General features: G+C 73.1%; 20 protein-coding genes. 10 read left to right on the forward strand and 10 right to left on the reverse strand.

The genetic code is table 11. From position 1 onward, the window contains the following. Positions 1-3: 3 nt before the first annotated feature. Entirely contained in the window at positions 4-1,140 is a 1,137-nt protein-coding gene (locus tag E1291_RS01275) for a GAF domain-containing sensor histidine kinase (protein WP_131735643.1), read from the reverse strand. Positions 1,141-1,388: 248 nt separating this feature from the next. Here E1291_RS01275 and E1291_RS01280 point away from each other — a divergent pair, with 248 nt between their 5' ends. The 5 genes from E1291_RS01280 to E1291_RS01300 all read left to right on the forward strand — a co-directional run bounded on the left by E1291_RS01280 (position 1,389) and on the right by E1291_RS01300 (position 8,177). Beyond that, positions 1,389-2,069 carry an SDR family NAD(P)-dependent oxidoreductase gene (locus tag E1291_RS01280; protein ID WP_131735644.1) on the forward strand — a complete coding sequence of 227 codons (681 nt, stop codon included), beginning with the start codon at positions 1,389-1,391 and terminating at the stop codon, positions 2,067-2,069. After that, on the forward strand, positions 2,066-3,457 hold the full coding sequence (locus E1291_RS01285) for an MFS transporter (RefSeq protein ID WP_131735645.1): 1,392 nt from the start codon (positions 2,066-2,068) through the stop codon (positions 3,455-3,457). The genes E1291_RS01280 and E1291_RS01285 overlap by 4 nt, the downstream gene beginning before the upstream one ends. After that, a complete protein-coding gene (locus E1291_RS01290; RefSeq protein WP_131735646.1) occupies positions 3,454-4,479 on the forward strand; it encodes an S-adenosylmethionine:tRNA ribosyltransferase-isomerase in 1,026 nt (341 codons plus the stop codon). The genes E1291_RS01285 and E1291_RS01290 overlap by 4 nt, the downstream gene beginning before the upstream one ends. A gap of 103 nt (positions 4,480-4,582) precedes the next feature. Beyond that, entirely contained in the window at positions 4,583-5,785 is a 1,203-nt protein-coding gene (serB, locus tag E1291_RS01295) for a phosphoserine phosphatase SerB (RefSeq protein WP_131735647.1), read from the forward strand. 112 nt (positions 5,786-5,897) lie between these two features. Beyond that, positions 5,898-8,177, forward strand: a complete 2,280-nt coding sequence (locus E1291_RS01300) for an FUSC family protein (protein ID WP_131735648.1) — start codon at positions 5,898-5,900, stop codon at positions 8,175-8,177. A gap of 56 nt (positions 8,178-8,233) precedes the next feature. Here the strand turns inward: E1291_RS01300 and E1291_RS01305 are convergent, their stop codons facing one another. The 9 genes from E1291_RS01305 to E1291_RS01345 form a co-directional block, all read right to left on the reverse strand. Then, entirely contained in the window at positions 8,234-8,701 is a 468-nt protein-coding gene (locus tag E1291_RS01305; protein WP_207400491.1) for a SixA phosphatase family protein, read from the reverse strand. 98 nt (positions 8,702-8,799) lie between these two features. Continuing rightward, positions 8,800-9,948 carry a hypothetical protein gene (locus E1291_RS01310; protein WP_131735649.1) on the reverse strand — a complete coding sequence of 383 codons (1,149 nt, stop codon included), beginning with the start codon at positions 9,946-9,948 and terminating at the stop codon, positions 8,800-8,802. A 189-nt stretch (positions 9,949-10,137) separates the two neighbouring features. Next, positions 10,138-11,298, reverse strand: coding sequence for a hypothetical protein (locus tag E1291_RS01315; RefSeq protein ID WP_131735650.1), 1,161 nt, complete (start codon positions 11,296-11,298; stop codon positions 10,138-10,140). Between the two features lie 258 nt (positions 11,299-11,556). After that, entirely contained in the window at positions 11,557-12,663 is a 1,107-nt protein-coding gene (locus E1291_RS01320) for a hypothetical protein (RefSeq protein ID WP_131735651.1), read from the reverse strand. A 193-nt stretch (positions 12,664-12,856) separates the two neighbouring features. Beyond that, complete coding sequence (locus tag E1291_RS01325; protein WP_131735652.1) at positions 12,857-14,026, reverse strand: twin-arginine translocation signal domain-containing protein; 1,170 nt, start codon at positions 14,024-14,026, stop codon at positions 12,857-12,859. 478 nt (positions 14,027-14,504) lie between these two features. After that, on the reverse strand, positions 14,505-16,937 hold the full coding sequence (locus E1291_RS01330; RefSeq protein WP_242613870.1) for a sodium-translocating pyrophosphatase: 2,433 nt from the start codon (positions 16,935-16,937) through the stop codon (positions 14,505-14,507). A 552-nt stretch (positions 16,938-17,489) separates the two neighbouring features. Then, on the reverse strand, positions 17,490-18,623 hold the full coding sequence (locus E1291_RS01335; protein WP_242613871.1) for an aminotransferase class V-fold PLP-dependent enzyme: 1,134 nt from the start codon (positions 18,621-18,623) through the stop codon (positions 17,490-17,492). Beyond that, complete coding sequence (locus E1291_RS01340; RefSeq protein ID WP_131735653.1) at positions 18,614-19,024, reverse strand: RidA family protein; 411 nt, start codon at positions 19,022-19,024, stop codon at positions 18,614-18,616. Before E1291_RS01340 ends, E1291_RS01335 begins: the two co-directional genes overlap by 10 nt. Continuing rightward, a complete protein-coding gene (locus E1291_RS01345; RefSeq protein WP_207400495.1) occupies positions 19,021-20,283 on the reverse strand; it encodes an aspartate aminotransferase family protein in 1,263 nt (420 codons plus the stop codon). Before E1291_RS01345 ends, E1291_RS01340 begins: the two co-directional genes overlap by 4 nt. 232 nt (positions 20,284-20,515) lie before the next feature. Between E1291_RS01345 and E1291_RS01350 the strand changes: the two genes are divergently transcribed. From E1291_RS01350 to E1291_RS01370, 5 genes are all read left to right on the forward strand, one after another. Continuing rightward, entirely contained in the window at positions 20,516-21,763 is a 1,248-nt protein-coding gene (locus E1291_RS01350) for a M20 family metallopeptidase (protein WP_131735655.1), read from the forward strand. Then, positions 21,760-22,590, forward strand: coding sequence for an IclR family transcriptional regulator (locus E1291_RS01355; protein ID WP_131735656.1), 831 nt, complete (start codon positions 21,760-21,762; stop codon positions 22,588-22,590). The genes E1291_RS01350 and E1291_RS01355 overlap by 4 nt, the downstream gene beginning before the upstream one ends. Positions 22,591-22,777: 187 nt before the next feature. Further along, complete coding sequence (locus E1291_RS01360) at positions 22,778-23,695, forward strand: thiamine pyrophosphate-dependent dehydrogenase E1 component subunit alpha (protein ID WP_242613872.1); 918 nt, start codon at positions 22,778-22,780, stop codon at positions 23,693-23,695. Beyond that, the gene (locus E1291_RS01365) at positions 23,688-24,668 is read left to right on the forward strand and encodes an alpha-ketoacid dehydrogenase subunit beta (protein WP_131735658.1); all 981 of its coding nucleotides are present in this window, start codon (positions 23,688-23,690) and stop codon (positions 24,666-24,668) included. Before E1291_RS01360 ends, E1291_RS01365 begins: the two co-directional genes overlap by 8 nt. Positions 24,669-24,679: 11 nt before the next feature. Continuing rightward, positions 24,680-25,501, forward strand: coding sequence for an acetoacetate decarboxylase family protein (locus E1291_RS01370; protein WP_131735659.1), 822 nt, complete (start codon positions 24,680-24,682; stop codon positions 25,499-25,501). Positions 25,502-25,514: the final 13 nt, after the last annotated feature.

Genomic DNA, 25,514 nt, shown 5'->3' on the forward strand with positions numbered 1-25,514 from the left:
CCCTCACAGCGGTATCTCCAGCCGGACGGTCGTGCCGCGGCCGGGCGCGGCGTCGATGGCGAGGTTCCCGCCGATCGAGCGGGCCCGCTCGCGCATGGAGGCCAGGCCGAGGCCGCCCTGCGCGTCGGCGCCGGCGTCGAAGCCGGTGCCGTCGTCGGCCACCTCCAGGACGACCCGGCCGTCGTCGGCGGCCAGCCGGACGTCCACGGCGCGGGCCCCGGCGTGTCGCAGCGCGTTGTAGAGCGCCTCCTGGGCGATGCGGTAGGCGACGGCCTCGTGCTCCTCCGGCAGGACGTCCGCGCCCGCGGCGGTGAAGCGGACGGCGGTGTCGTGGGCCCGGTCGAGGACCTCGACGTGCTTGCGCAGCGAGGCGACCAGGCCGTCGGCGAGGTCGGCGGGCCGCAGCTCGAAGATCACGGCGCGGAGCTCGGCGAGGGCGTCGGCGGCCAGCCGCTCCACCTGCTCCAGCTCGGTGACGGTACGGACCGGGTCGCGCTCGGCCAGGGCGGAGGCGGTGCGGGCGGTCAGCCGCAGCGAGAACAGCTTCTGCGCGACCGCGTCGTGCAGCTCCCGGGCGAGCCGGTTGCGCTCGGCGATGACGGTCAGCTCGCGGTTGTGCTCGTACAGGCGCGCGTTGGTGAGGGCGAGCGCGGCGTGCGCGGCGAAGAGGGTCAGCAGCTCCTCGTCGTCGGCCGTGAACCCCCCGGGGGCGCCCTTGTTGGCGAGGAAGATGATGCCGAGGACCTCGTCGCCGTCGAGGATGCGGACGCCGAGGAAGTCCTTGAGGACGGGGTGGGCGACGGGCCAGCCCTCGAACTCCGGCGCGCGGCGGATGTCGCGCAGCCGCTTGGGCGTGTCGCCGTGGAGCATCGCGGCGAGCATGCCGTGCTGGCGGGGCAGCGGGCCGATCCGGTCCCACTCGTCGTCGGAGACGCCCTCGACGACGAACTCGGCGAAGGAGCCCTCGTCGTCGGGCAGGCCGAGCGCGGCGTACCGGGCGTCCAGGAGCTGCGCGGCGGCGCGCACGATCACCTGGAGCACCTCGTGGACCGACAGGTGGCGGGTCACGGCGAGCACGGCGGAGCTGACGGCGTGCAGGGTCGCGCCCTGGCCGCCGACGTGCCCGTCCTCGATGCCCATTTCCGATCCCTCGCGTCCGCCCCGGGCCCCTCCCGGTGCCCGCATGTGAAGACCGTACTCTCTGGCCAGGTCATCCCGAATCAGCCCGCGGGCTTATGTACGGGACGCGCCACGGCCGTCACCTACTCCCCGGGTGCCATGTCCGCCCGCGGGCGGTTCGCCGGACCCTGGTCCTACGACCATCGGACGACCGGTCCGGGGGCCGCCGCCCGATGCCGCGCGGCGTGCGCCTTCCTAGCCTCGGGAGCATGAAGACCGCACTGATCACCGGGGCGTCCCGGGGACTCGGCCGGGCCCTGGCCCGCGCGCTCGCCGGGGACGGCTGGACCCTCATCGTCGACGCGCGCGACGCCGCCGTCCTGCGGGCGGCCGCCGCGGAGATCGGCGGCGCCGTCACCGCGATCGCCGGGGACGTCGCCGACGCCGCGCACCGGGCGGCGCTGGCGCGCGCCGCGGCGGACGCCGGCGGGCTCGACCTGCTCGTCAACAACGCGAGCACGCTCGGCACGACCCCGCTGCCGCGGCTGGCCGACCAGCCCGTCGAGGACCTCGCGCGGACGTTCGCGACGAACGCGCTGGCACCGCTGGCGCTGGTCCAGGCCGTCCTGCCGGGGCTGCGCGAGCGCGGCGGCGCCGTGCTCAACATCAGCTCGGACGCGGCGGTCGAGGGCTACCCGGCGTGGGGCGGCTACGGGGCGAGCAAGGCGGCCCTGGAGCAGCTCTCCCGCGTCCTCGCCGAGGAGGAGCCGGACGTGGTGGTGTGGTGGGCCGACCCGGGGGAGATGCGCACCGACATGCTCCGCGCGGCGGGCGAGGACGCCGACGCCGCGCCGCCGCCGGAGGAGGCCGCCGCCGCGCTGCGCCGGCTGATCATCGAGCGGCCGCCGAGCGGCCGGTACCGGGCCGCCGACCTGGCGGCCCGGCGATGACCACCGCCCTCGAACCCGACGACCTCGTTCCGGCCGCGCCCCGGGTGGGCGTGCTCGGCGCCGGGTACCGGACCGCGACGCTCGGCATCGTCATGGTCGTGACGCTGCTGGCGTTCGAGGCCATGGCGGTCGGGACCGTCATGCCGGTCGTGGCCGACGACCTGGACGGCCTGTCCCTGTACGCGTGGGGTTTCAGCGCCACGCTGATCACGAGCGTGCTGTCGACCGTGCTGGCCGGCGGATGGGTGGACCGGTCGGGACCGTCCCGGCCGCTCATGGTCGGCCTGGTGACGTTCGTCGGCGGGCTCGCGGCCGCCGGGCTGGCGCCGACGATGTGGCTGTTCGTGCTCGGCCGGGCGGTGCAGGGCCTCGGGATGGGCGTGGCGATGGTCGCGACCTACGTGCTGATCGCGCGCGTCTACCCGGACGAGCTGCGGTCGCGAGTGTTCGCGGCGCTGTCGGCGGCGTGGGTGGTGCCGTCGCTGATCGGCCCCGCCGTCGGCGGCGCCGTCGCCGAGCACGCGGGCTGGCGATGGGTGTTCCTCGGGTTGATCCCCCTGGTCGTCCCGTCGGCGCTGCTGCTGGTCCCGGTGCTGCGCGGCCTCACGTCGGTCGACGCCGCTCCCGCGTCGGGCAAGGCCCGCCACGTCGCGGCGGTGACCGTCTCGGCGGGCGCCGGGGTGCTGCTGTACGGGCTCGGGGAACTGGGCTGGGTGCTCGTCCCGGCCGCGGCCATCGGGCTGGCGGGGCTGGCGTTCGGGCTGCCCCGGCTGCTGCCCGCCGGAGCGCTGCGGCTCCGCCGCGGCCTGCCGAGCGTCGTCGTCGCCCGGGGGCTGCTGGCCGGCGCCTTCTTCGGCACGGACGTCTTCATCCCGCTCGCGCTGACCTCCCTGCGCGGGTTCAGCGCCACCGAGGCGGGCGTCGTGCTGACCGTCGGGGGACTCGGCTGGTCCGCGGCGTCCCAGATCCAGGGCCGGTCTGAGCGCTCGCGTGAGTTCTTCGTGCTCCTCGGTGCCGTTCTGGTCACCACCGGGATCGTCGGCGCCATGGTCGCGCTCCAGGTGTCGGGCTGGGCGGCCGCGCCCGCCTGGATCATCGGCGGCGCGGGGATGGGCTTCGCGAACAGCAGCCTCAGCGTCCTGACGCTCGGCCTGTCCCCCGAGGGCGAGCAGGGCGTCAACTCCTCCGCGCTCCAGATCGCCGACACCCTCGGCTCGTCCGTGGTGGTGGGGCTGGCGGGCGCGTTCGTCACCGGGTCCGGCTCCGGCCGGCTCGGCACCGGGCTGGCCGTCGCGGGGGCGCTGCTCGCCGCGGTCGCCGCCCTCGGAGTCATCGCCGCCCTCCGGCTCCGGCCCGCGGGCGTCCCACGGCCGGAGGCCGCGCCATGACCGGAACGCTCGACTTCGTCCTGCCCTCCGCGCTGGAGGCCCACGAGCCGCCGGAGGCGCGCGGCCGTCCCCGCGACGGCGTCCGGCTGCTGGTCGGGCGGCGCGGGTCCGGCGAGGTCTCGCACCACGTGTTCGGCGAGCTGCCCGGCCTGCTGGCGGCCGGGGACCTGCTGGTCGTCAACACCTCCGCCACGCTGCCCGCCGCCGTCCGGCTGGACCGGATCGGCGTGCACTTCTCGACCCCCGTCCCCGGCGAGGACGGCCGGAGCTGGCTGGTCGAGCTGCGCAGCCTCGACGGGAAGACCAGCCGCCCGTACCGGGGAGGGTCGCCCGGCGAGTGGATCCCGATGCCCGGGGGAGCCACGCTCACGCTCGTCCAGCGGCGCACCGAGCGGCTCTGGCGCGCGCGCCTGAGCACCGACGTCGTCCCGTACCTGCGGCGGTACGGGACGCCCATCCGCTACGGGTACGTCCGCCGGGACTGGCCCACCTCCACCTACCAGACCGCGTTCGCCCACGACCGGACGACGGGCAGCGCGGAGATGCCGAGCGCCGCCCGTCCCTTCACCCCCGAGCTCGTGACCCGGCTCGTCTCGCGGGGCGTCCTCATCGCTCCGATCACCTTGCACACGGGTGTGGCGTCCCCAGAGGCGCACGAGCCCCCATACGCCGAGCGTTACGAGGTCCCCGCGGAGACCGCCGCACTCGTGGAACACGTCCGCGCGCGCTCTGGACGGGTGATCGCCGTGGGAACGACGGCCGTCCGCGCCCTGGAAACGGCCGTAGACGCCAGTGGACGCGTCCAGGCGGCCGAGGGGTGGACCGAGCACATTGTCACGCCCCAGGGCGGCGTAAGGGCCGTGGACGGCCTTCTGACGGGCCTCCATGAGCCCAAGTCGTCCCATTTGATGATGTTGACCGCTATCGCGGGACATGACCTTCTGGCGTCCACATATCGGGCCGCCCTGAAGGAGGGCTACTTGTGGCATGAGTTCGGGGACGCGAACCTCCTCCTTCCGTGACCTGCCCCGGGACAATGTTCACCCGCAGGTCAGATGACCGACGTCTTGCATGGTGGACGTCACAGGCGATCCTCGCGCCCCGGCCGGTACCGTGGTGAAAAGCATGGACGGCTCAGCAGAGCGAACGCTGCTCATCACCCTCACCGGCCGCGACCGCCCTGGCGTGACGTCGCGCCTGTTCGGCACGCTCGCCGAGTTCCCGCTCACCGTCGCCGACGTGGAGCAGGTCGTGATCCGCGGCCGGCTCGTGCTCGGGGTCCTGGTCGCCTACACCGAGGGCGCCGACATCGGGCGGGTCTGGAACGCGACCGAGAAGGTCGCGACGGACCTCGACATGGACATCGAGCTGTCGACCGGGCGCAACAAGCGGGTACCGAAGCGCAGCGGGCGGCTCCACGTCACCGTCACCGGCGCCCCGCTGATGCCCGCCGCGATGGCCGGCATCGCCGCCCGGATCGCGGCCAACGGCGCGAACATCGACCGCATCGAGCGGCTCGCGGGCAACCCCGTCACCTGCATCGAGATGGACGTCTCCGGCGCCGAGCCCGAGCGGCTGCGCGCCGGGCTGGCCGCCGAGGCCGCCGAGCAGCAGGTGGACGTCGCCGTCCAGCACGGCGGGCTGCACCGGCGCGCCAAGCGGCTGATCGTCATGGACGTCGACTCCACCCTGATCCAGGGCGAGGTCATCGAGCTGCTCGCCCGGCACGCGGGCTGCCTCGACGAGGTCGCCAAGGTCACCGAGGCGGCGATGCGCGGCGAGCTGGACTTCGAGGGCTCGCTGCGCGAACGCGTCGCGCTGCTCGCCGGGCTCGACGCCGCCGCCATCGACGAGGTCCGCGGCGAGCTGCGGCTGGCCGCCGGCGCCCGCACGCTGGTGCGCACCCTCAAGCGGCTCGACTACAAGTTCGCGATCGTCAGCGGCGGCTTCACGCAGGTCACCGAGGCCCTCGTGGACGACCTCGGCATCGACTACTCCGCCGCCAACACCCTGGAGATCCAGGACGGCAAGCTCACCGGCCGCGTCACCGGCCCGGTCATCGACCGCGCGGGCAAGGCCGCGGCGCTGGAGCGGTTCGCCCGCGAGGCGGGGATCCCGGTCAGCCAGACGGTCGCCATCGGCGACGGCGCCAACGACCTCGACATGCTCCAGGCCGCGGGCCTCGGCATCGCCTACAACGCCAAGCCCGTCGTCCGGCAGGCCGCCGACACCGCCGTCAACGTCCCCTACCTGGACACGATCCTCTTCCTGCTCGGCATCTCCCGTGAAGAGGTCGAGGCCGCCGACGCCGCCGACGCCTCCCTCTAGACCACCCGCGCGGGCCGCGCGGCCCGCCATGACGGGCGGGCTCGCGGGGTAGAGGTGATCATGACGGCCGTGCGGGACCCTCCCGGGCCGGCCGGGGAAGGGCGGAGGAGCGGTGCTCAAGCGTGCGCGCGAGGCGTACGCCCATACCAACGGGCAGACGGCGCCGTTCTACGGGCTCGCCGCCGCGCTCGCCATGACCGCGCCGCTGCTGGCCGGGGCCGTCGCCGGGCACCCCACCGCCGGCGCGATGATCGCCCTCGGCGCCTACCTGGTCGCCCTGCGCGCGCCCGAGGGCCCCTACGGCGCGCGGGCCCGCGACCTCGCCGCCGGCGTGCTGCTCGTCGCGGTCGGCTCCGCGGCCGGCGGGACGCTCAGCGGGCACGCCTGGCTCGCGGTCGCCGCCGTCCCGCCGCTGATCGCGCTCGGCGTCGCGGTGCCCCGGATCGGGGCGACCGCCGGGCTCGCGGTGCTGCTCAGCGCGGTCCGCCCGCCGTCCGGCGACGTCCTGCACACCGGTCTGCTGGAACTGGCCGGTGGGCTGCTCACCGCCGCGCTGCTCCTCGCGCCCTGGCCCGCCCGGCGGCTGCGTCCGCTGCGCGCGGCGCTGAGCGAGGCCGCCACCGCGGTCGCCGAGACGCTCGACGCCGTCGCGCAGGACGTCGGCGCCCCCGACGCCGCCCCCCTCGACGACGTCGAGCTGACCGACCCGGGCCTGCGCGCCGTCACCCGCAAACCCGACTGGGAGCGGTGCCGGCGCGCCGCGTCCGAGGCCCTCACCGCCGCCCGGACCACCTTCGGCCTGTACCGCACCGGACGGGGCCGCACCGACCCGACGCGGCCCGAACGGCTCATCGACGCCCTCTCGCGCGTCCTGCACGAGACGGTGACCTTGCAGGCCGTCCTGGAGGCCGCGCGCAACTACCCACCGGACCGCGAATGGGAGCTGGAGACCCGGACCGCGATCTCCGCGCTCGCCGCCCGGCTGCGGCTGCTCGCCGGCGCGGTCGCGACCTCCGGCGAGGCGCCGCTCGGCGGCGAGGAGTCCGCCGCGATCCGCCGGCTCGGCCGCGCCGCCGACCAGATCAGGCGCGCCGGGCTCGCCGGCGACGAGGACCTGGTGGCGGTCGCGCTGATCGCCCAGGTGCGGCGCTCGGCCGACCGCATCGCCGGGGAGGTCGCCTCCGCCCGGCGCATCGTCGCGGGCGGCGTCGGCGTCCGGATCGGCCCGCCCCGCATGCCGGACGCGCCGCACCCGGTGCCCGCCCTCGGCCGGCTCGGGCACGCCGTCCGGACCCGCTCGCCCCTGTTCCGGCAGGTGACCCGGGTCTACGTGACGGCCGCGGTGGCGATGGCGCTGTCCGCCGCGCTGCACCTGCACCACGGCCACTGGATGACGATCACGGCGATGCTCAGCCTCCGCGCCACCTACGGCGAGACCCTCGACCGCCTCGTCCAGCGCGTCGGCGGCACCGCGGCCGGATCGGTGATCGCCGCGCTGCTGCTGACCCTCGCCCCCGACCAGCCCACCACCGCGCTGATCGTGTTCTGCTTCGCGCTGGCCGGGTTCACCCTGCGATCGGTGAACTTCGCCTACTGGGCGCTGTTCGGAACCCCGCTCGCGATGATGCTGCTGGACTTCTCGACCCCGTCCGACTGGCGCGCGGCGGGCGAGCGGATCGCCCTGACCCTCGCCGGGACGCTCCTGTCCTTCCTCGCGATCCGGCTGCTGTGGCCCACGGGCCACCGCGAGCGGCTGCCCGTCCAGCTCGGGCGGCTCCTGCGCACGCACGCCGACCTCGTCCGGGCCACCGCCGACGTCGTCGGCGGCGAGCGCGCCCGGCTCCCGCAGGACACGGTCGTCGCCGCCGAGCGGGCCGCCGAGGCCGTCGCCGAGACCCGGCTGCGGCTGGAGCACGACCGGCTGCCCGACACCGCCCTCATCACCCGGCTGCAGACGGTCGTCCGCGCCGCGCACCGCGTCCGCGACCACCTGATCGCGGTCGCCCGGATGTCCCACGAGAAGGCCGTCGACACCGGCCCCGTCCCCGAGATCCTGGACCGGCTCGCCGACCGGCTGGAGGAGGGCGCCGCCGACATCGAGGACCCGCCCGGGGACCGCGCCCCGGACGTCCCGTCCGCGGCCGCCGAGCTGGACGAGGAGCTCGCCGACCTCGACGCGCACCTGTCCGCCCTCACCCGCCGCCGCCGCGCCGAGATCAAGTCGGGCGTCGACCGGGACGAGTTCACCCCGCTCCGGCACGCGCTCCTGCAGATCTCCGGTACCCGCTACGCCATCAGGTCGCTACGCCGCGACACCGGCCGCGTCATCGACGGAGCCGTACTCATTGCAAGCCCGGCCCAAGGGGGCTCGCCTGGCGGCTCGTCCCCTTGACCGTGCTTGTGCGAGCGCGAATCGCCTGACGGCTGAGGAGCGCTGGTGACAGGGTCCTAGCCCTTGGGGGTGTGAACTGTGGTCAGGGTGCCTGCGCCGGGTCTCGCGTCCGCCCATGCACCTGGGAGCTCGATGACGGCCAGTGCGCACGTCGGGAACGCCTCCGGCGCCTCCCCGGTCAGGTCGTGGACGAGCTGGTGCACCGCCGGGTTGTGGCCGACGAGCAGGACCCTGCCCGCCTCATCCGGCGCCTCGGCGACCAGGGCCAGCAGGTCCTCAGGGTCGTTGTCGTAGATGCGGGCCTCGAACCGCACCTCGGCGTCCAGGGCCAGCCCGTCGAGCGTCTCCCGCGTCCGCGCGGCGGTGGAGCACAGCACCAGGCCCGGGACGAGGTCGTTCGCGCGCAGCCACTCCCCCGTCGCCGCGGCGTCGCGCCGCCCCCGGTCGTTGAGCGTGCGGTCGATGTCGGGAATCCCCGCCCCGGCGACGGCCTTGGCATGACGGAGCACGATGAGCGTCGGCATGCGGCCCACCCTAGGGCCCTGACCACCTTCAGTCAGGCACCCACGACCTCCTGACCTCCCTGCACCTCTGAAGTCACGTCGTAGGACGGCGGGCCCGGCTAGTTGAGGCGCTCCATGAAGGGCTGGAGGTCGAACTGGTGGGGTGACTGGCTGCTCCTGGAGACGACCAAGCCGGTCGCCAGGATCGTCTGCGTCTCCGGGATCCGTACGAGTCCACTGACGTTCGGTTCCACGATGTCGTAGGGGCCTTTCCGAACAGGTCCCTGGTGGAACGTCCATGTGCCTTCGCGGAAATGCACGTACCGGGTGAAGTCGCGGCCGTACCCCCCGAGCCACACGCCGCCCTGACCGTCCTCGGCCAGAGCAGGGGTGGGGAAGTTGACCTGTGGGACGAAGAACTCCTCCCAGGTCTCACCGCCCGTCCAGCGCAACAGGGTGTGGTTCTGGACGACGTCCGGGTTGCTTCGGTAGGCCCACGCGAGCTTCTTCGACACGGGCAGGACCGTCGTGATGCCTTGGGGCGTGCCAGAGGCCACCGGGGGGATCTGCACCCTTCTCCAGCGGCGCCCGTCCCAGTGGAGGGTCAGCGGCGCTCCGGCGGGCGTGGACCCGTCGGCGACCCGCTGGGTACCGGCCACCCAGACATCCTGGTCCGAGCGGACACCGACTCGGGTGGCGACCGCTCCCTGAGGCAATGGCACCGCTACGGGGACCCAGGCGTCCTCCTCCCAGTCGAAGACGGCGGACTTGCTGGAGAGGCCATCCGCGATGACCAGCCAGGCCGTACCGTCCCGTCCCGCCGACAGTGAGCGGGGGAAGAGCTCCTTGGCGGAGCCCGGGTAAACCTCGGGCGGCTCGGCGGCCCGCCAATCAGAACCGTCATAGAAGAAGGTCGCCTGAGGGGCGCCATAGGTCGTCAGCCACATCTCCTCCAGGTCGGCGATCGTCAGAGAGGAGTCACGGGTGGCGTAGGCGGTGCTGGGCAATCCGTCGAGGGGCCAATTGCCGTCGCGCCAGCGCAGCAGGGCGCCCCAAGGGTGGCCGTTCGCCGTCGCCGGCGCCCACCCATCGTGCGGTCCGATGAAGGCCGGCGTGCCGACCCAGGTCACGCCCAGGCCAAAGGACGGGGTCACGTCCTGCCATTCAGGGACGGGATCAGCGTTCGCGGGGTTGGAGAGGAACGATGGCAGAGACGCGGCGACGCCTGCGGCGAGGACGGTACGGCGGCTGAGGGGCGAGCTCGTCATCCGGACTCCTGACATCGGACGGGGGACGGTCGTCGCCACCTTCCCCGTCGCCCCTCGGCCGCCTCAAGGGCCAGAGTCAGGACGGCCGGATGCGGAAACCCGGCCGTCGCCACCACCTCCACGAACACGACGAACCTGCACCGAACAGAGGAAAACGGGCGCACCTATACGGCCCGGTTTCCAGAGCTGCTAGTGGAGCCGCTCCAGGAACGACTTGTAGCTGTGGCCCGAGGGCGCCGAGGCGTCCTGGTAGGAACTCGACCCGACGGCCAGGACCGTCCGCGTGCCGGGGATGCGCGTCAACCCGGAGACGCTCACCTTCTCCGCACCCACCCGCGCCGGGCCCTGCACGAGCGTCCACGTACCGTCCAGGAAATGGAGGTACGTCGAGGCGGAGGGACCGTACGCCCCCACCCACGCACCTCCCCGGCCATCATCGGCCAAAGGCGGATCGGGGATGTTGATGGTGTCGCTCGGTGGGAGGCGGAAGTCCTCCCATGATGGGCCGCCCGTCCAGCGCAGCAACGTCTGGTGCTGGCCGACGGCCGCGTTGCTCCGAAAGGCCCAGGCGAGGTTCTTCGAGACCGATACGACCGACCTGATGACCTGCGCTGAGTTGCCTTCCACCGGAGGGATTGCCACGTCCGTCCACGAGTGCCCGTCCCAGTGGAGAGTGAACGGCCGGCTCCCCCCGGAAGAAGTTCTGCCGGCCACCCAGATGTCACGGCGCGAGCGTACGGCCAGGCGAGTGACGACGGACCATTGGTTGGGCAACGGCACCTTCGTGGACACCCAGGCGGTTCCGTCCCAGTGCAGGACGAGGGTCTTGTCGTTGTTGGTGTCCGCGAGGGCCACCCAGGCGGTCCCGTCCCGTCCGGCCGACAGTGACTCGGGATTGAGCGCCACCGGGATGTTCGCGAGGCCCCTGGCGTCCGCCGGGGGCGTCTCCGGGAACGCGGTCCGCCGCCACTCCTCCCCGTCGTAGACGTAGCCGCCGCCCAAGCCCAAGGCCCACATGTGGCGGCGGCTGGAGACCTCCGGCGTCGTCCAGAGCTGGACGAACTCCGGCAAGACCTCAGGGATCCATCTGCGCCCGTTGAAGCGCAGCAGGACTCGGTTCGGCCGCCCCTTGATCGCCCCAAGCGCCCAGCCCTCATGCGGGCCGAGGAAGAAGGGCTTACCGATTCCGGTGACGTCCGGCCCCAGGGACGCGGTCACGTCGCGCCAGGGAGAGGACGGGGCGGGCGCGGCGTTCGCGGGGACGGACAGAAGCGGCGGCAGGGACGCGGCGACACCGGTGGCGGCGCCTGTGACGAGGACGGTACGGCGGCTCGGAAGGGAAGTCGTCATCCGGACTCCAAACCATGGACGGGACGGCCGCAGCCACCATCCCCACCACCCCTCCCCCGTCTCAAGCCCCGGAGGCGCGGCGGCCACAACCGGAAACCCGGCCAACCGCCGCCACCTCACGGAACACCACGAAGCCATGCCCCGAGCAGGGAAAAGGGCGCGCCGATTCGGCGGCTCCCGGACCCGGCGTCAGTGGAGCCGTTCCACGAACGGCTTGTAGCCGTATCGGGTGGGTGTGGGGGCGCCCCAGTAGCCGCTTCACCCGGTCGCCAGGATCGTCCGCGTGCCCGGGACCCGCACCAGCCCGGACACGTTCACCTCCTCGACGCCCGTCCGCGCCGGGCCCTGCACGAGATTCCACCCACCGTCGCGGAAATGGACGTACTGCGTGGAGTCGCGCCCCCATCCGCCAAGCCAAACGCCGCCCCGGCCGTCTTCCCCCAGCGCGGGGCTAGGAAAGTTGACGTCCTTCGGGACCAGGAACTCCTCCCACGCTTTGCCGCCCGTCCAACGCAGCAGCGTCTGGTTCTGGCCCACGTGCGAGTTGCTCCGGTAGGCCCACACAAAGTCCTTCGAGACCGGCACGACCGACCTGATGACCTGGACTGCGCCACCCTCCACCGGAGGGATCACCACGTCCGTCCACGAGTGCCCATCCCAGTGGAGCGTGAACGGCTGCTGGCTGTGGGACGGGGCCGGACGAAAGTAGCCCGCCACCCAGATATCACGGCGCGAGCGGACGGCGACGCGAGTGGCGACGGGGGAAGGGGAGGGCAGCGGTATCTCTGCGGGCACCCAGGCTGTCCCGTTCCAGTGCATGACGGCCGTCTTGTCGTTGATGACGTCGGCGAGAGCCACCCAGGCGGTCCCGTCCCGTCCCGCCGACAGCGAATGGGGAGTGAGCCACACAGGGAACGCAGCGGCCTGCCCGGCGACCCCCGGGGGCGTCAGCGGGAGGTCGGCCGCCCGCCACTCCGCTCCGTCGTAGAAGTAGCTGGACCGCTCTCCGTACAAGGTGACGTACCAGATCTTGCGGTGGCTGGAGACCGCCAAGGCGCCACCGTTGGCGCGCACGACCTCTGGCAGCACCCATGGCGTCCATCTGCGCCCGTTCCACCGCAGGATGCCGCGATTGGCGTGCTCTGCGACGGTCACGGGCAACCAGCCCTCGTGCGGGCCGAGGAAGACGGGCGTGCCGACTGCGGCGATGTCAGGCCCCAGAGACGCGGTCACATCGCGCCATTGGGTGGACGGGGTGGGTGCCGCGTTCGCGGGGACGGACAGGATCGGCGGCAGGGAGGCGGCGACACCGGTGGCGGCGCCTGCGGCGAGGACGGTACGGCGGCTGACAGGGGAAGTCGTCATCCGGACTCCAGAACCAGGGACGGGACGGCCGCAGCCACCATCCCCACCGAGCCTCCGCCGCCTCAAGCCTCGGAGAGGCGGCGGCCGGAACCGGAAACCCGGTCGACCGCCGCCACCTCACGGAACACCACGGAGCCGCACCCCGACCAGGGAAACGGGCGTACCGATTCGGGCGGCTCACCCGGGACCGGGGTCAGTGGAGCCGTTCCACGAACGGCTTGCTGCCATAGCCATCGGGTGTGGGGGCGCCCCGGTAGGTCAACGACCCGGTCGCAAAGATCGTCCGGGTGCCCGGGACGCGCGCCAGCCCGGTGACGAACGCCAGCTCGACGTCGGCTCGCGCCGGCCCCTTCATGAGCTTCCAAGCGCCGTCCCGGAAATGCGCGTACTGGGTGGAACCGCGCCCCGCATCCCCGAGCCACACTCCGCCTTGGCCGTCCTCCACCAGCGCAGGGCCAGTGAAGTTGATGGCCTCCGGGAGGAGGAACTCCTCCCACGACTTGCCGCCCCTCCAGCGCAGCAATGTCTGGTGCTGGCCGACGGCCGCGTTGCTCCGGAAGGCCCACGCGAGGTTCTTCGAGACCGGGACGACGGACCTGATGACCTGGACTGCGCCTCCCTCCACCGGAGGGATCACCACGTCCGTCCATGAGTGCCCGTCCCAGTGGAGCGTGAACGGCTGGTCGTGCCCGGCTGGGTGAAAGTGGCCGGCCACCCAGATGTCACGATGCGAGCGAACGGCGACGCGGGTGGCGATGGGGTACGGGAGTGGCAACGGCACCTTGGCGACCACCCAGGCGCTTCCGTCCCAGTGCATGACGGCCGTCATGTCGTGGTAGGCATCCGCCAGGGCGACCCAAGCGGTCCCGTCCCGTCCGGCCGACAGTGACTCGGGACTGAACCACACCGGGATGGCAGCGACCTTTTCAGCGGCTACCGGAGGTGTCAGGGGGAGTTCGGCCGCCCGCCACTCCGTCCCGTCGTAGAAGTAGCTGGTGTTGTGCCCGCCGAGGGTGATGTACCAGATCTTGCGGCGGCTGGAGACCGCCAGGGCACCACCGTTGGACTGGATGACCTCCGGCAGGGCCCAAGGCGTCCATCTGCGTCCGTTCCACCGCAGCATGACGAATTTCGCGTGCTCTGGGACGGTCACGGGCAACCAGCCCTCGTGCGGGCCGAGGAAGACGGGCGTGCCGACTGCGGCGAAGTCCGCTCCCAGGGACGCGGTCACGTCGCGCCATCCAGAGGACGGGGCGGGCGCGGCGTTCGCGGGAGTGGACAGAAGCGGCGACAGCGATGCGGCGACGCCGGTGGCGCCGGTGGCGGTGAGGACGGTACGGCGGCTGACAGGGGAAGTCGTCATCCGGACTCCAGAACCATGGACGGGACGGCCGCAGCCACCATCGCCATCGGGCCGCCGCCACCTCAAGGGTCGGAGGTGGCCGCGGCCGGAACCGGAACATCGTGAAACGCGGCCACCAGCCGGATCGTCCGGATGTCGTGCGGGCGCCCAGTAACGGGCACGCCGATACGGGCGGCGCCTACGGGGCGACGAGCGCCGCCAAGGCCCAGAGGACCAGCATGATCCCGAGCATTCCGCCGAGCACGAGCGCGAAGCCCTTGGGCCCGGACATCGCCGGCTTGCCTTCGCCCGCCATCGCGCGCGCCGCCTTCCTGTGCGCCGGCGGCCGGCACGCGCCCGACCTCGGGGGAGGGGGCCCGGTGCCGCCGGGGGGTGAATCCGTCCTCGTACAGCGTACGGCCGGTCCCGCGCGCCCCCGACACCACCCGGGCATGCCAAGGGGCCGGCGGCGCGTGCGCCACCGGCCCCCCGGCGCCGGTCAGGCCTTGTTCGCGGCCGATCCCTCGCCGGCCGGTTCGGTGGAGACCGCGCGCTGCTCGGGGACGCCGCGCTCGACGCTCCCGCCGCCCGCGACGCCGCCGTTGACGGCGCCGGACGCGCCGGAGCCCGCGGCCGGGGGCTCGCCGATCGGGTCGGCGCGCCGCTTGGACACCACGATGGCCCCTACCACGATGGCGACGGACACCGCGGTCACGCCGATCCGCAGCGGAATGTTGCCCGCGTAGGTGACGACCGCGTCCGCGATGAGCAGCGCGACGAGGTTCATCACCTTGATCAGCGGGTTGATCGCCGGGCCGGCGGTGTCCTTGAACGGGTCGCCGACCGTGTCGCCGATCACCGTCGCCTCGTGCGCCTCGCTGCCCTTGCCGCCGAGATGTCCCTCCTCGACGAGCTTCTTGGCGTTGTCCCAGGCGCCGCCGGAGTTGGACAGGAACACCGCCATCAGCACGCCCGCGGCGATGGCGCCGCCGAGGAACGCGCCGAGCGGCGCGTACCCGAGCGCGAAGCCCACCGCGATCGGCGTCATGATCGCCAGCAGGCCGGGGGTGGCGAGCTCGCGCTGGGCGTCCCGGGTACAGATGTCCACGACCCGGTCGTAGTCGGGCTTCTCGGTGTAGTTCATGATCCCGGGCTTGGTGCGGAACTGCTCGCGCACCTCCACCACGACCCGGCCCGCGGCCCGGCCGACCGCCATGATCGCCAGGCCGGAGAACAGGAACACCACGGCCGCGCCGATGATCAGCCCGATCAGCACGTTCGGGTTGTCGATCGACAGGCTGAAGACCTTGAAGTCGCCGAGCGCGTCCCGCGCGTCCTTGGACGCGCCGGCCAGCGCCGACACCACCGTCGTGCGGAACGAGCCGAACAGCGCCGTCGCCGCCAGCACCGCCGTCGCGATCGCGATGCCCTTGGTGATCGCCTTGGTGGTGTTGCCGACCGCGTCCAGCCGCTCCAGCACCGCCGCGGCCTCGCCCTTGACGTCGCCGGACATCTCGGCGATGCCCTGGGCGTTGTCGGACACGGGCCCGAAGGTGTCCATCGAGACGATCACGCCGACGGTGGTGAGCAGCCCGGTGCCGGCCATCGCGACCGCGAACAGCGCGACGGTCGTGTTGCCGAAGCCGAGCAGGAACGCCCCGTACACCGCCGCGGCGATCACCAGCGCGGTGTAGACGGCGGACTCCAGTCCGAGCGAGATCCCGGACAGGATGACGGTCGCCGGGCCCGTCCGGGCGCTGCCGGTGACCTCCTGGACGGGCTTGCGGGTGGTCTCGGTGAAGTACCCGGTGAGCAGCTGGATGGCGCTGGCCAGGACGATCCCGATCACCACCGCGCCGAGCGCGACCCAGCGCGGGTCGGCGTCCAGGTTCTTGATGTCGGCGTCGGTGACGCCGGACAGATCGGCGAACGAGGACGGCAGGTAGGCGAACGCCGCGATCGCGACCAGCACGGCCGAGATGGTCGCCGAGATGAAGAAGCCGCGGTTGATCGCCGACATGCCGGACCGGTCGGAGGCGCGCGGCGCCACCGCGAAGATGCCGATCACCGCGGTGATCACGCCGATCATCGGCACGATCAGCGGGAACACCAGGCCCTCGGTGCCGAACGCCGCGGTGCCGAGGATCAGCGCCGCGACGAGCATCACCGCGTAGGACTCGAAGAGGTCGGCGGCCATGCCGGCGCAGTCGCCCACGTTGTCGCCGACGTTGTCGGCGATCGTCGCGGCGTTGCGGGGGTCGTCCTCGGGGATGCCCTGCTCGACCTTGCCGACCAGGTCGGCGCCGACGTCGGCGGCCTTGGTGAAGATCCCGCCGCCGACCCGCATGAACATGGCGAGCAGCGCGGCGCCGAACCCGAAGCCCTCCAGCACCTTGGGCGCGTCGCCCTTGTAGGCGAGCACCACCACCGCGGCGCCGAACAGGCCCAGCCCGACGGTGAACATGCCGGCGACGCCGCCCGTCCGGAAGGCGATCCGCATGGCCTTGCGCTCGCCGCCCTCCTCCCGGGCGGCCGCGGCGACCCGCACGTTCCCCCGGACGGCCAGCCACATGCCGGTGAACCCGGTGACCGCGGAGAAGATCGCCCCGATGACGAAGAAGACGGACCGCCCGATCCGTTCGGACGTCGAATCGGCGGGCAGGAACAGCAGCACCAGCGGTATCAGCACGACGAAGACGCCGACCGTGCGGAACTGGCGTTTCAGGTAGGCGCTCGCCCCCACCTGGACCGCCCGCGCGATCTCCTGCATCTTCTCGGTGCCCTGGCCCGCGGCCAGTACCTCGCGTACCAGACCCGCGGCGACGGCCAGTGCCAGCAGAGCGATCACGGCGACGACGACGACCAGGGTGAGGTCGCCGCCGCCGAGATCTACCTCTGCGCTGGCCGGGCTCGACAGGGAAAGCCCAGACATCCGTCCTCCTCGACAGGGGCGTTGCGCTTTCGACCGGCAAAGTCGATCTTTACCGCGTTACCCCGCGAGTGATGATTTCGAACGCATCGCACGGAGGCGCGGGTGCCGGGAGTCTACGCACGCCGCATCCGAATGAGAAGGGCGCGACCTCCTTAATGAGGCTGTCATGGAAATGCAATGCACGTTACGCCGGACTTTGACCTTTAAGTGCCCTCGATCGAGGTCATCGCAGGTCAAGGCCGGTCAGCATCCTCTTACCTCGTGGATACCTTGACAGCCCGGATCCGTGCGGACCCGGGTGCCGGTGCACGATCGTCCGCTATTTAAGCTAAGCATTAATCTGCAATATGTCTAGACCACAATCAGTCAAAAATGTGATCTACGAGTAGAAGATCTCAGATGCCCTCTCTCACCTAGGACACCGCCCCACCCCAAACACCCACCATCCCAGGAACCTCGGCGCGTCACCCCACAAACACCGGCAACGAACGCATGCGCCCCGACCTGCCGCACACCGCCGCGACACCCCCACCCGCGGCGTGTCCGGTCGGCCTAGCCGCGCAGGACGTCGAGGACCGTGGAGATGTCCGACTCGTCGTTGAAGTAGTGGATCCCGAAGCGCACCCGGTCGCCGAGCGCCGTCGCGCGGACGCCCCGCCGGCGCAGCCGCTCGGCGATCCGCTCCGCCCCGTCCACGGCGAGGACGACGATGTGCGAGGGCGGGCCGTCGTGCACCCGCCGCAGGCCGAGCGCCGCGGCGCCCTCGGTGAGCCGGGCGGCGAGGCCGAGGACGTGCCGCTCGACGGCGGCGGCGTCCAGCCGCCCGAGCAGGCCCAGCGCGGCGCACGCGCCGACCCAGGAGAACCAGGCGGGGGACGCGTCGCACCGCGCCGCGTCCTCGGCCAGGTTCAGCGGGCCGCCGAAGTAGCCGTGCGGGAGCGGTCCGGACTTCCAGCTCGGAGCGAGCGGGGTCAGCGGCGCGTCCCCGTCCAGCCGGTCCGGGCGGGTGACGAGCCAGGCCGCGCCGCGCGGGCAGAGCATCCACTTGTAGCCGTGGACGGCCATGTAGTCGGGCCGGACGGCGTCCATGGAGAAGCGCAGGGCACCGAACGACTGCGTCAGGTTGACGAACAGCCGCGCCCCCACCCGGTCGGTCGCCTCGCGCAAGGCGGCCAGGTCCAGGCGGGTGCCCTCGCGGCTGGTCACCTCGCTGACCGCGAGCAGGCCCGTGCGGTCGTCCAGCGCGGCGATCAGGTCCTCGGCTCGGGTGGCCCCGTCCCTGGCCGGGACGGTCACGACCTCGTGCGCGGCCAGCCAGGGATAGAGGTTGCTGCGGAAGTCCTCCGCGGGCACCACCACGCGGGTCCGGGGAAGGGACCGCGCGACCGTCGCCGCGGCCTCGGCCAGGGACCCGACGGTGGACACCGTCGCGGCCGGCACCCCGGCCAGGTCCGCGAACAGGCCGCGGGCGCGCGCGGCGGCGCCGTCCCACTCCGTCCAGTCGAAGTCCCCCGACGACCAGGCGTCCAGCACCTCCCGCAGCGCCGACACCACCGGCGCCGCGCCCGGCGGGGAACCCGGCGTGTCCAGCCAGACCCGGGTGCGCAGCGCGGGGAACTGCGCGCGGAACTCGGCGGCGCCCATCGGCGCGCCGGGGCCCGCCGGGACCGCGCGGCTCACCGGCACGGCACGGCCACCGTTCCCTCGATCTCGACGACGAGCTCCGGCGCGGCGAGCGCGGCGACCACCGCCAGCGAGTGCGCGGGCCAGTCGCCGTCCGGGTACCAGCGGGCGAAGAACTCCCCGCGGGCCTCCCGGCACCCCGCGACGTGCTCGGTGCCCGACACCATCGTGAAGAGCCGCACCAGGTTCTCGGGCCCCACGCCGAGCGACTCCAGCAGCCGCTCGAAGTTGTCGAACACGGTGCGGGTCTGCGCGTACGCGTCCGGGCCGGCGAGCGTGCCGTCCGGCAGGACGCCGACCTGCCCGGACACGAACACCAGGTCGTGGCCGGACGGGACGCGGGCCAGATGGCGGTACTGGCCGACGGCCGGAGCGGCCTCCGGCGGGTCCCAGCGGCGGATCATCGCGCGACCTCCTTCTCGGCGGCGGCCAGCGCCTCGCGCAGCACGCCGAGCGCCTCGTCGGTCTCCTCGGCGGTCACCGTCATCGGCGGGACGATCCGCAGGACGTTGCCGTACAGGCCGCAGCGGCCGATGAGCAGGCCCCGCTCGCGCGCCTCCTCCATGACCCGCACCGCCGCGCCGGGCGCCGGCTCCCGGGTGCCCGGCACCACCAGTTCGACGCCGATCATCAGCCCCATCCCGCGCACCTCGCCGATGAGCGGCCGGTCCGCGGCGATGGCCCGCAGCCCGCCGGCCAGCCGCCGGCCGATCTCGTCGGCGTTGCGCTGCAGGTCGTGGTCGCGGATGTAGTCGAGGGTGGCGATCCCCGCCGCGGTCGCGAGCGGGTTGCCCCCGGCCGTGGAGATCGAGTTCGCGGTCAGGCAGTCCATCAGCTCCGGTCCGGCGACCACGCCGCCGATCGCCACGCCGTTGCCGAGCCCCTTGGCGAAGGTGATCGCGTCCGGCGTCACGTCGAAGGCGTGCATGGCGAAGAACGCGCGGCCGGTGCGCCCCCAGCCGGACTGCACCTCATCCGAGACGAGCGGGATGCCGTACTCGTCCAGGACCTCCTTCATCGCGGTGAAGAAGCCGGGCGGCGGCGTCGCGAAGCCGCCCGCGCCCTGCACCGGCTCGGCGAGCATGCACGCCACGTCCCCGGCCGTCGAGGTCTCGATGATCGTGCGGAGCTCGTCGGCGCACGCGGCGGTGAACGCCGCGTCGTCCAGCCCGCCGAACGGGCTGCGGTAGCGGTAGCCGTTGTGCACGTAGGTGACGTTGAGCGGGCTCAGCGAGGTCGCCGACCAGCCCCGGATCCCGGTGGCGGCGACCGTCCCGAACGAGCGGCCGTGGTAGGCGCCGCGCATGGCCAGCACCTGGTTCGAGCCGCGCCGCTGCGTGGCGAGCAGGAGCGCCGTCTCCACCGCCTCGGTGCCCGAGTTGACGAAGAAGACCTTCGCGTCCGGGATCCGGGAGTGCCGCGCGATGCGCTCGGCCAGCTCGATCTGCGAGCGGATCAGGTAGAGCGTCGAGGAGTGCAGGAGGCGGCCCGCCTGCTCCCGGATGGCCTCGGTGATCTCCTGGACGTCGTGCCCGACCATCGTCGCGAGCAGCCCGCCGAAGAAGTCGAGATACTCCCGGCCCTCGCCGTCCACCACCCGGCGGCCGGTGCCGCGCACCAGCTCGATGGGTTCGTCGTAGTACAGGCCCAGCCAGGACGGCATGACCTTCCGGTGCCGTTCCAGCAGCTCCGCATGTGCCACGTTCTTCCTCCTTCACGAGCGTCACGCGCACGCTAGGCAGCGGCAACGTGCCTGTTCACGCCGTGGACGGCTAAATTTCAGATAGTAGAAAAAGGGCTTCAGATCACTGTCCGGAACCCGGGGCCCGGCGCAGAGTGTGCCCACGCCGGGCCGAGACACCGGCGACGAGTACGGCCATGAGCAGGAGGTTCGCATGCCGGAGCGACCAGGCGACAGGCGGCTGCTGGCCCGGATCGGGGAGCGGTCCGAGGCGATGCTGGACCTGCTCGCGCAGAGCGTCCGGCGCCCCAGCGAGAGCGGCTGGGAGGACCGGGTCACCGGCCTGTACGGTGACTGGCTCGCCGACCGCGGCTGGCCGGTGACGCGCGGGACCCTCGCCGAGGCGGACCCGGGCGGGGACGAGCCGAGGGCGGCCGAGCGCGAGAACCTCGTCGCCTGGTTCCCCCGCGACCGCGGCCTCCCCCGCGTCGTGATCAACGGGCACGTGGACGTGGTGCCCGCCGGGGACGAGGCCGCCTGGACCCGCCCGCCCTACTCCGGCGCCCGCGAGGGCGGCCGGGTGCACGGGCGCGGCTCCGTCGACACCAAGGGCGGCATCGCGGCGGCCCTGTTCGCGCTCGCCGCGCTGGAGGACACCGGCACCGACCTGCCGTTCGACGTCGCCGTGCAGCTCGTGACGGCCGAGGAGACCTCCGGGGCCGGCACCCGGGCCGCCGCGCCGTTCGTGCCGGACCCGGCCGCGGCGATCGTCCTGGAGCCGACCGGCGGCGCGATCGTGCCGGTCAGCACCGGCCTGCTGTTCTTCACCGTCGAGGTCACCGGGGTCGCCGCGCACACGTCGGCGCCGTGGCGCGGGGTGGACGCCTTCGAGCGGCTCGTCTGGGTCCGGGACGCGCTGGCCGAGTTCGCCCGCAAGCGCGGCGAAACCTACCGGCACCCGCTGTTCACCGACGTCCCCACGGCGATCCCGTTCGCCGTCGGGACGGTCCGGGCGGGGACCTGGCGGGCGGCCGTGCCCGATCACGCCACGATGTCCGGCCGCATCGGGGTCGCGCCCGGCGAGTCGCTGGAGGACGTCCGCCGCGAGGTCGGGCGCGTCCTGGCGGAGGTCGCGGCGGCCGACGACTGGCTGCGCCGGCATCCGCCCACCATCCGGTGGGATCACGAGGGCCTGCCCGGCTGGGAGACGCCCGTGACGCACGGCCTCGTCCAGGCGCTGCGGTCGGCGCAGGTCGCGCGGGGCGGCCGGGAGGCGATGACCGGCTTCACCGCCGGATCGGACGCCGCGTACTTCGGCGCCCGCGGCGTGCCCACGGCGGTCTTCGGGCCCGGGGACGTGGCGCAGGCGCACGCCCCCGACGAGTCCGTCGCGGAACAGGACGTGATCAACGCCGCCGAGGTGCTGGCGCTGACCCTGACCCGTCTGGAGGTGACGGGATGACCGGCGAAGACAGGATCGACGAGAAGCGGGCGGGAGACGGCGCGACGATCCTGCACACGCTGGAGCGCGGGCTCCAGGTGCTGGAGGCCGTCGCGGCCGCGGACGGCACGGCCACCGCGAAGGTGCTCGGCCGCCGGCTCGGCATCAAGATCGGTACCTGCTACCACCTGCTGCGGACGATGGTGGCGAGCGGACATCTCGTCCGGCTGCCCGGAGGGCGCTACGACGTGGGCCCGCGCGCCGCCTCGCTCGGCCGGCTCCTGCAGAGCCGATCCGGGCCGTCGCCGGAGCTGGCGGTGATCCTCACGCGCCTGCACAACAAGACCCGCGAGACGTCCTACATCTCCGGCTGGTACCACGGCACGCTGATCCTCCAGCAATACCTGTCCGGCCTCCACACCCTGAGCGTCGGCAACCTTGAGGTGGGGTACGCGGCCCAGATGCACGCCCGCGCCTCATGCAAGGCGGTGCTGGCCTTCCTGCCGGAGGAACAGGTCGCCGCCATGTTCAAGGGCGTGCCGCTGGACGCGGTCACACCGAAGACCATCACCGACTTCGACGAGCTCACCGTCGAGCTCGCCCGCGTACGGCGGCAGGGCTACGCCGTGGACGACGAGGAGTTCAGTCCCGGCGTGTGCTGCGTGTCCGCCCCGTACTTCGGCGCCGAGGGCTGCGCCCCGGCGGGCGCGTTCACCGTGTCCGTGCCGACCACCCGGTTCGCCGAGCGGCGGGCCTGGCTGACGACGGAGGTCCGGGAGGCCGCGGCGATGGCGTCCGGCCTCATGCGCACCGGCCGGCTGGCCGTGACCGCACCGCGCGGCGCCTAGCGCCCCGGCCCGGCACGCCGGCCCGGCGGGCCGGCCCCCATATCGCGCGCCGCCCCTGGACGCGGTTCCGCACGGGAGGGCGGAGGCGCCGCTGAGCGCCGCCACGACGCCCGAATCGATCACACCGGAGAGGAGCGTGGGTATCCCCATGCCTGAAACAGCCGTATCACTCGCTCATCTTGAGGCGATGCAACGGATTCGATACTTCGAGGAGGAGGTCACCCGGCTGCGCGCCGCGGGCGACGTCGTCGGCTCCGTGCACCTGTGCGACGGGCAGGAGGCCGTCTACGTCGGCGCCTGCGCCGCGCTCGACCTGACCCGCGACGCGGTCTTCCCCACCTACCGCGGCCACGGCTGGACGCTGGCGTGCGGGGCGCCCCCGCACGCGCTGTTCGCCGAACTGCTCGGCCGCGCCACCGGCGTGAACGGCGGCCGCGGCGGCTCCGCCTACCTCACCGCGCCGCAGTACGGGATGTACGGCGAGAACTCGATCGTGGGCGCGGGCGCGCCGATCGCGACGGGCGCCGCGCTGGCCGCGACGTTCGACGGCTCCGGGCGGGTCGCGCTCGCCGCGTTCGGTGACGGCGCCATGAACCAGGGCGCCGTCCACGAGGCGATGAACTTCGCCGCCGTCCGTTCCCTGCCGGTCGTGTTCCTCATCGAGAACAACAGCTACTCGGAGCTGACGCCCATCGCCGACATGGTGCGCGTGGACCGGCTCTACAAGCGGGCCTCCGCCTATGGGATCCCCGGTGCCCGCATCGACGGCAACGACCCGTCGATCGTGCAGGACGCCGTGGCCGAGGCGGCGCGCCGCGCGCGCGCCGGAGAAGGACCCGTCGTGCTGGAGGCCATGACCCAGCGCATCGTCGGCCACTACATCGGCGACGTCCAGCACTACCGGCCGGCAGGCGACCTGGAGCGCGCCCAGGCCGCCGAGCCGATCGGCCGTCTGGTGGCCGCGCTGACCGAGCAGGGCGTTCCCGCGTCCGAACTCGACGCCCTCAGTGAGCGGGTGCGGGACGAGATCGCACAGGCCTCCGCGCGCGCTCTGGCCGACCCGCTCGCAGACCCCTCGACCGTCCTGGAGCACCTCTATGCCTGACAAGAACCTCTCCTACGCCGAAGCCGTCAACGCGGCATTGGCCCGTGCCCTGGAAGAGCGGCCGGAGACGCTGCTGTTCGGTGAGGACGTCGCGCTCCCCGGCGGCGTGTTCGGGGTGACGAAAAACTTGCGGAAACGATTCGGAGAACGCGTTTTCGACACCCCGATCTCCGAGTCGGCGATCCTCGGCGGCGCCGTCGGCGCCGCGATGACCGGCCGCCGCCCGATCGCGGAGATCATGTGGGCGGACTTCTCCCTCGTCGCCCTGGACCAGCTCGTCAACCAGGCCGCCAACGTCCGCTACGTGTCCGGCGGCGCGCTCACCGCGCCGATCACCGTCCGCACCCAGCAGGGCGGCGCGCCGGGCGCGTGCGCCCAGCACGCGCAGAGCCTGGAGGCGTTCTTCGCGCACGTCCCCGGCCTGCGGGTCTGCATGCCGGCCACCCGCCAGGACGCCTACGACCTGCTGCTGTCGGCCATCTGGTGCGACGACCCCGTCGTCGTGATCGAGAACCGTACCCTCTACCACGCGGGCAAGGACACGGTGACGCTCGACGGGGCCGTCCAGCCCATCGGAGGCGCCGCCGTCCGCCGCCCCGGCACCGACATCACCGTCGTCACCTGGGGCGCGATGCAGCACCGGGTGCTCGAGGCCGCCGACCGGCTCGCCGCCGAGGGCATCGACACCGAGGTGATCGACGCCCGCTGGATCCGCCCCTTCGACCTCGACGCCGTCCTCGGCAGCGTCCGCCGGACGGGCCGTCTCGCCGTGGTGCACGAGGCGCACACCATCGGCGGCGTCGGCGGCGAGGTCGTCGCCGCCGTCGCCGAGTCCGGCACGCCGCTGCTCCGGCCGCCCGTCCGCATCGGCGCGCCGCCCGCGCGGATGCCCGCCGCGCCCGTGCTCGCCGACGCCGTGATCCCCACCGCCGACGTGATCGCCGAGACGATCGCCAAGGCCGTCCGATCCTGAGAGAGGACGCCATGACCGCCGTTCCACCCCCCGCCGGTCCGCGTCCCGCCGTCTCGATGCCCGCGTTCGCGCCCCTGTACGGCGTGGGCACCGAGTCGACGGCGCTGCGCTGGCTCACCGTCGAGTACCGCACCGACCCCGAGGTGATCGCCGGGCTGCTGCCCGCGCCGCTGGAGCCCTCGGGCGACCCCCTGGTCGCGATCTGGGTCGCCGAGTTCCTCGGCGCGGGCTTCCACCTGCCGGACGGCACCGTCGAACGCCGCCCGCCCTACTTCCAGGGCGGCGTCAGCGTGCGGTGCAGGAGAGGCGACGAAACAGGCGCCTACCCGCTGACCTTCTTCATCGAGGGGCTCAACCACGGCACCCTCGGCCGCGAACTGTTCGGGCTGCCCAAGAAGCAGGCCCGCGAGGTCGCGCTCACCGAGGACGCCTCGGGCGTCCGCGGCCGGATCGTCACCGCCGGCGGCATCGAGGTGATCGACGTCCACGCCCGCCCGGCGGACGACCCCGCCGGTCCCCCGGGCCCCGCCGACCCGATCCCGTCCTGGTTCGGTGCCCACTTCACGCTCAAGCTGATCCCCAGCGCCGAGGGCGACGGCTACGACGTGAGCCGGCTCGTCCGCGTCCCGTTCCGCTCCGGCGACGCGGCGGACGGGTGGCGCGGCACCGGCCGCGTCACCCTCCGCCCGTCCGCCGCCGACCCCCTCCACCTGCTCGCCTGCCGCGACGTGGTCGCCGCCCGCTTCGGCCGCGTGCGGCTCGACGTCGGCTTCGGCACCTACCTCGACCACGTCACCGAGATCCCCACCTTCGGCGTCCCCACCTGGTCCTGAAGCATCGGAGGTC

It is taken from the genome of Actinomadura roseirufa, assembly GCF_900659635.1.
Taxonomy (GTDB): domain Bacteria; phylum Actinomycetota; class Actinomycetes; order Streptosporangiales; family Streptosporangiaceae; genus Spirillospora; species Spirillospora roseirufa.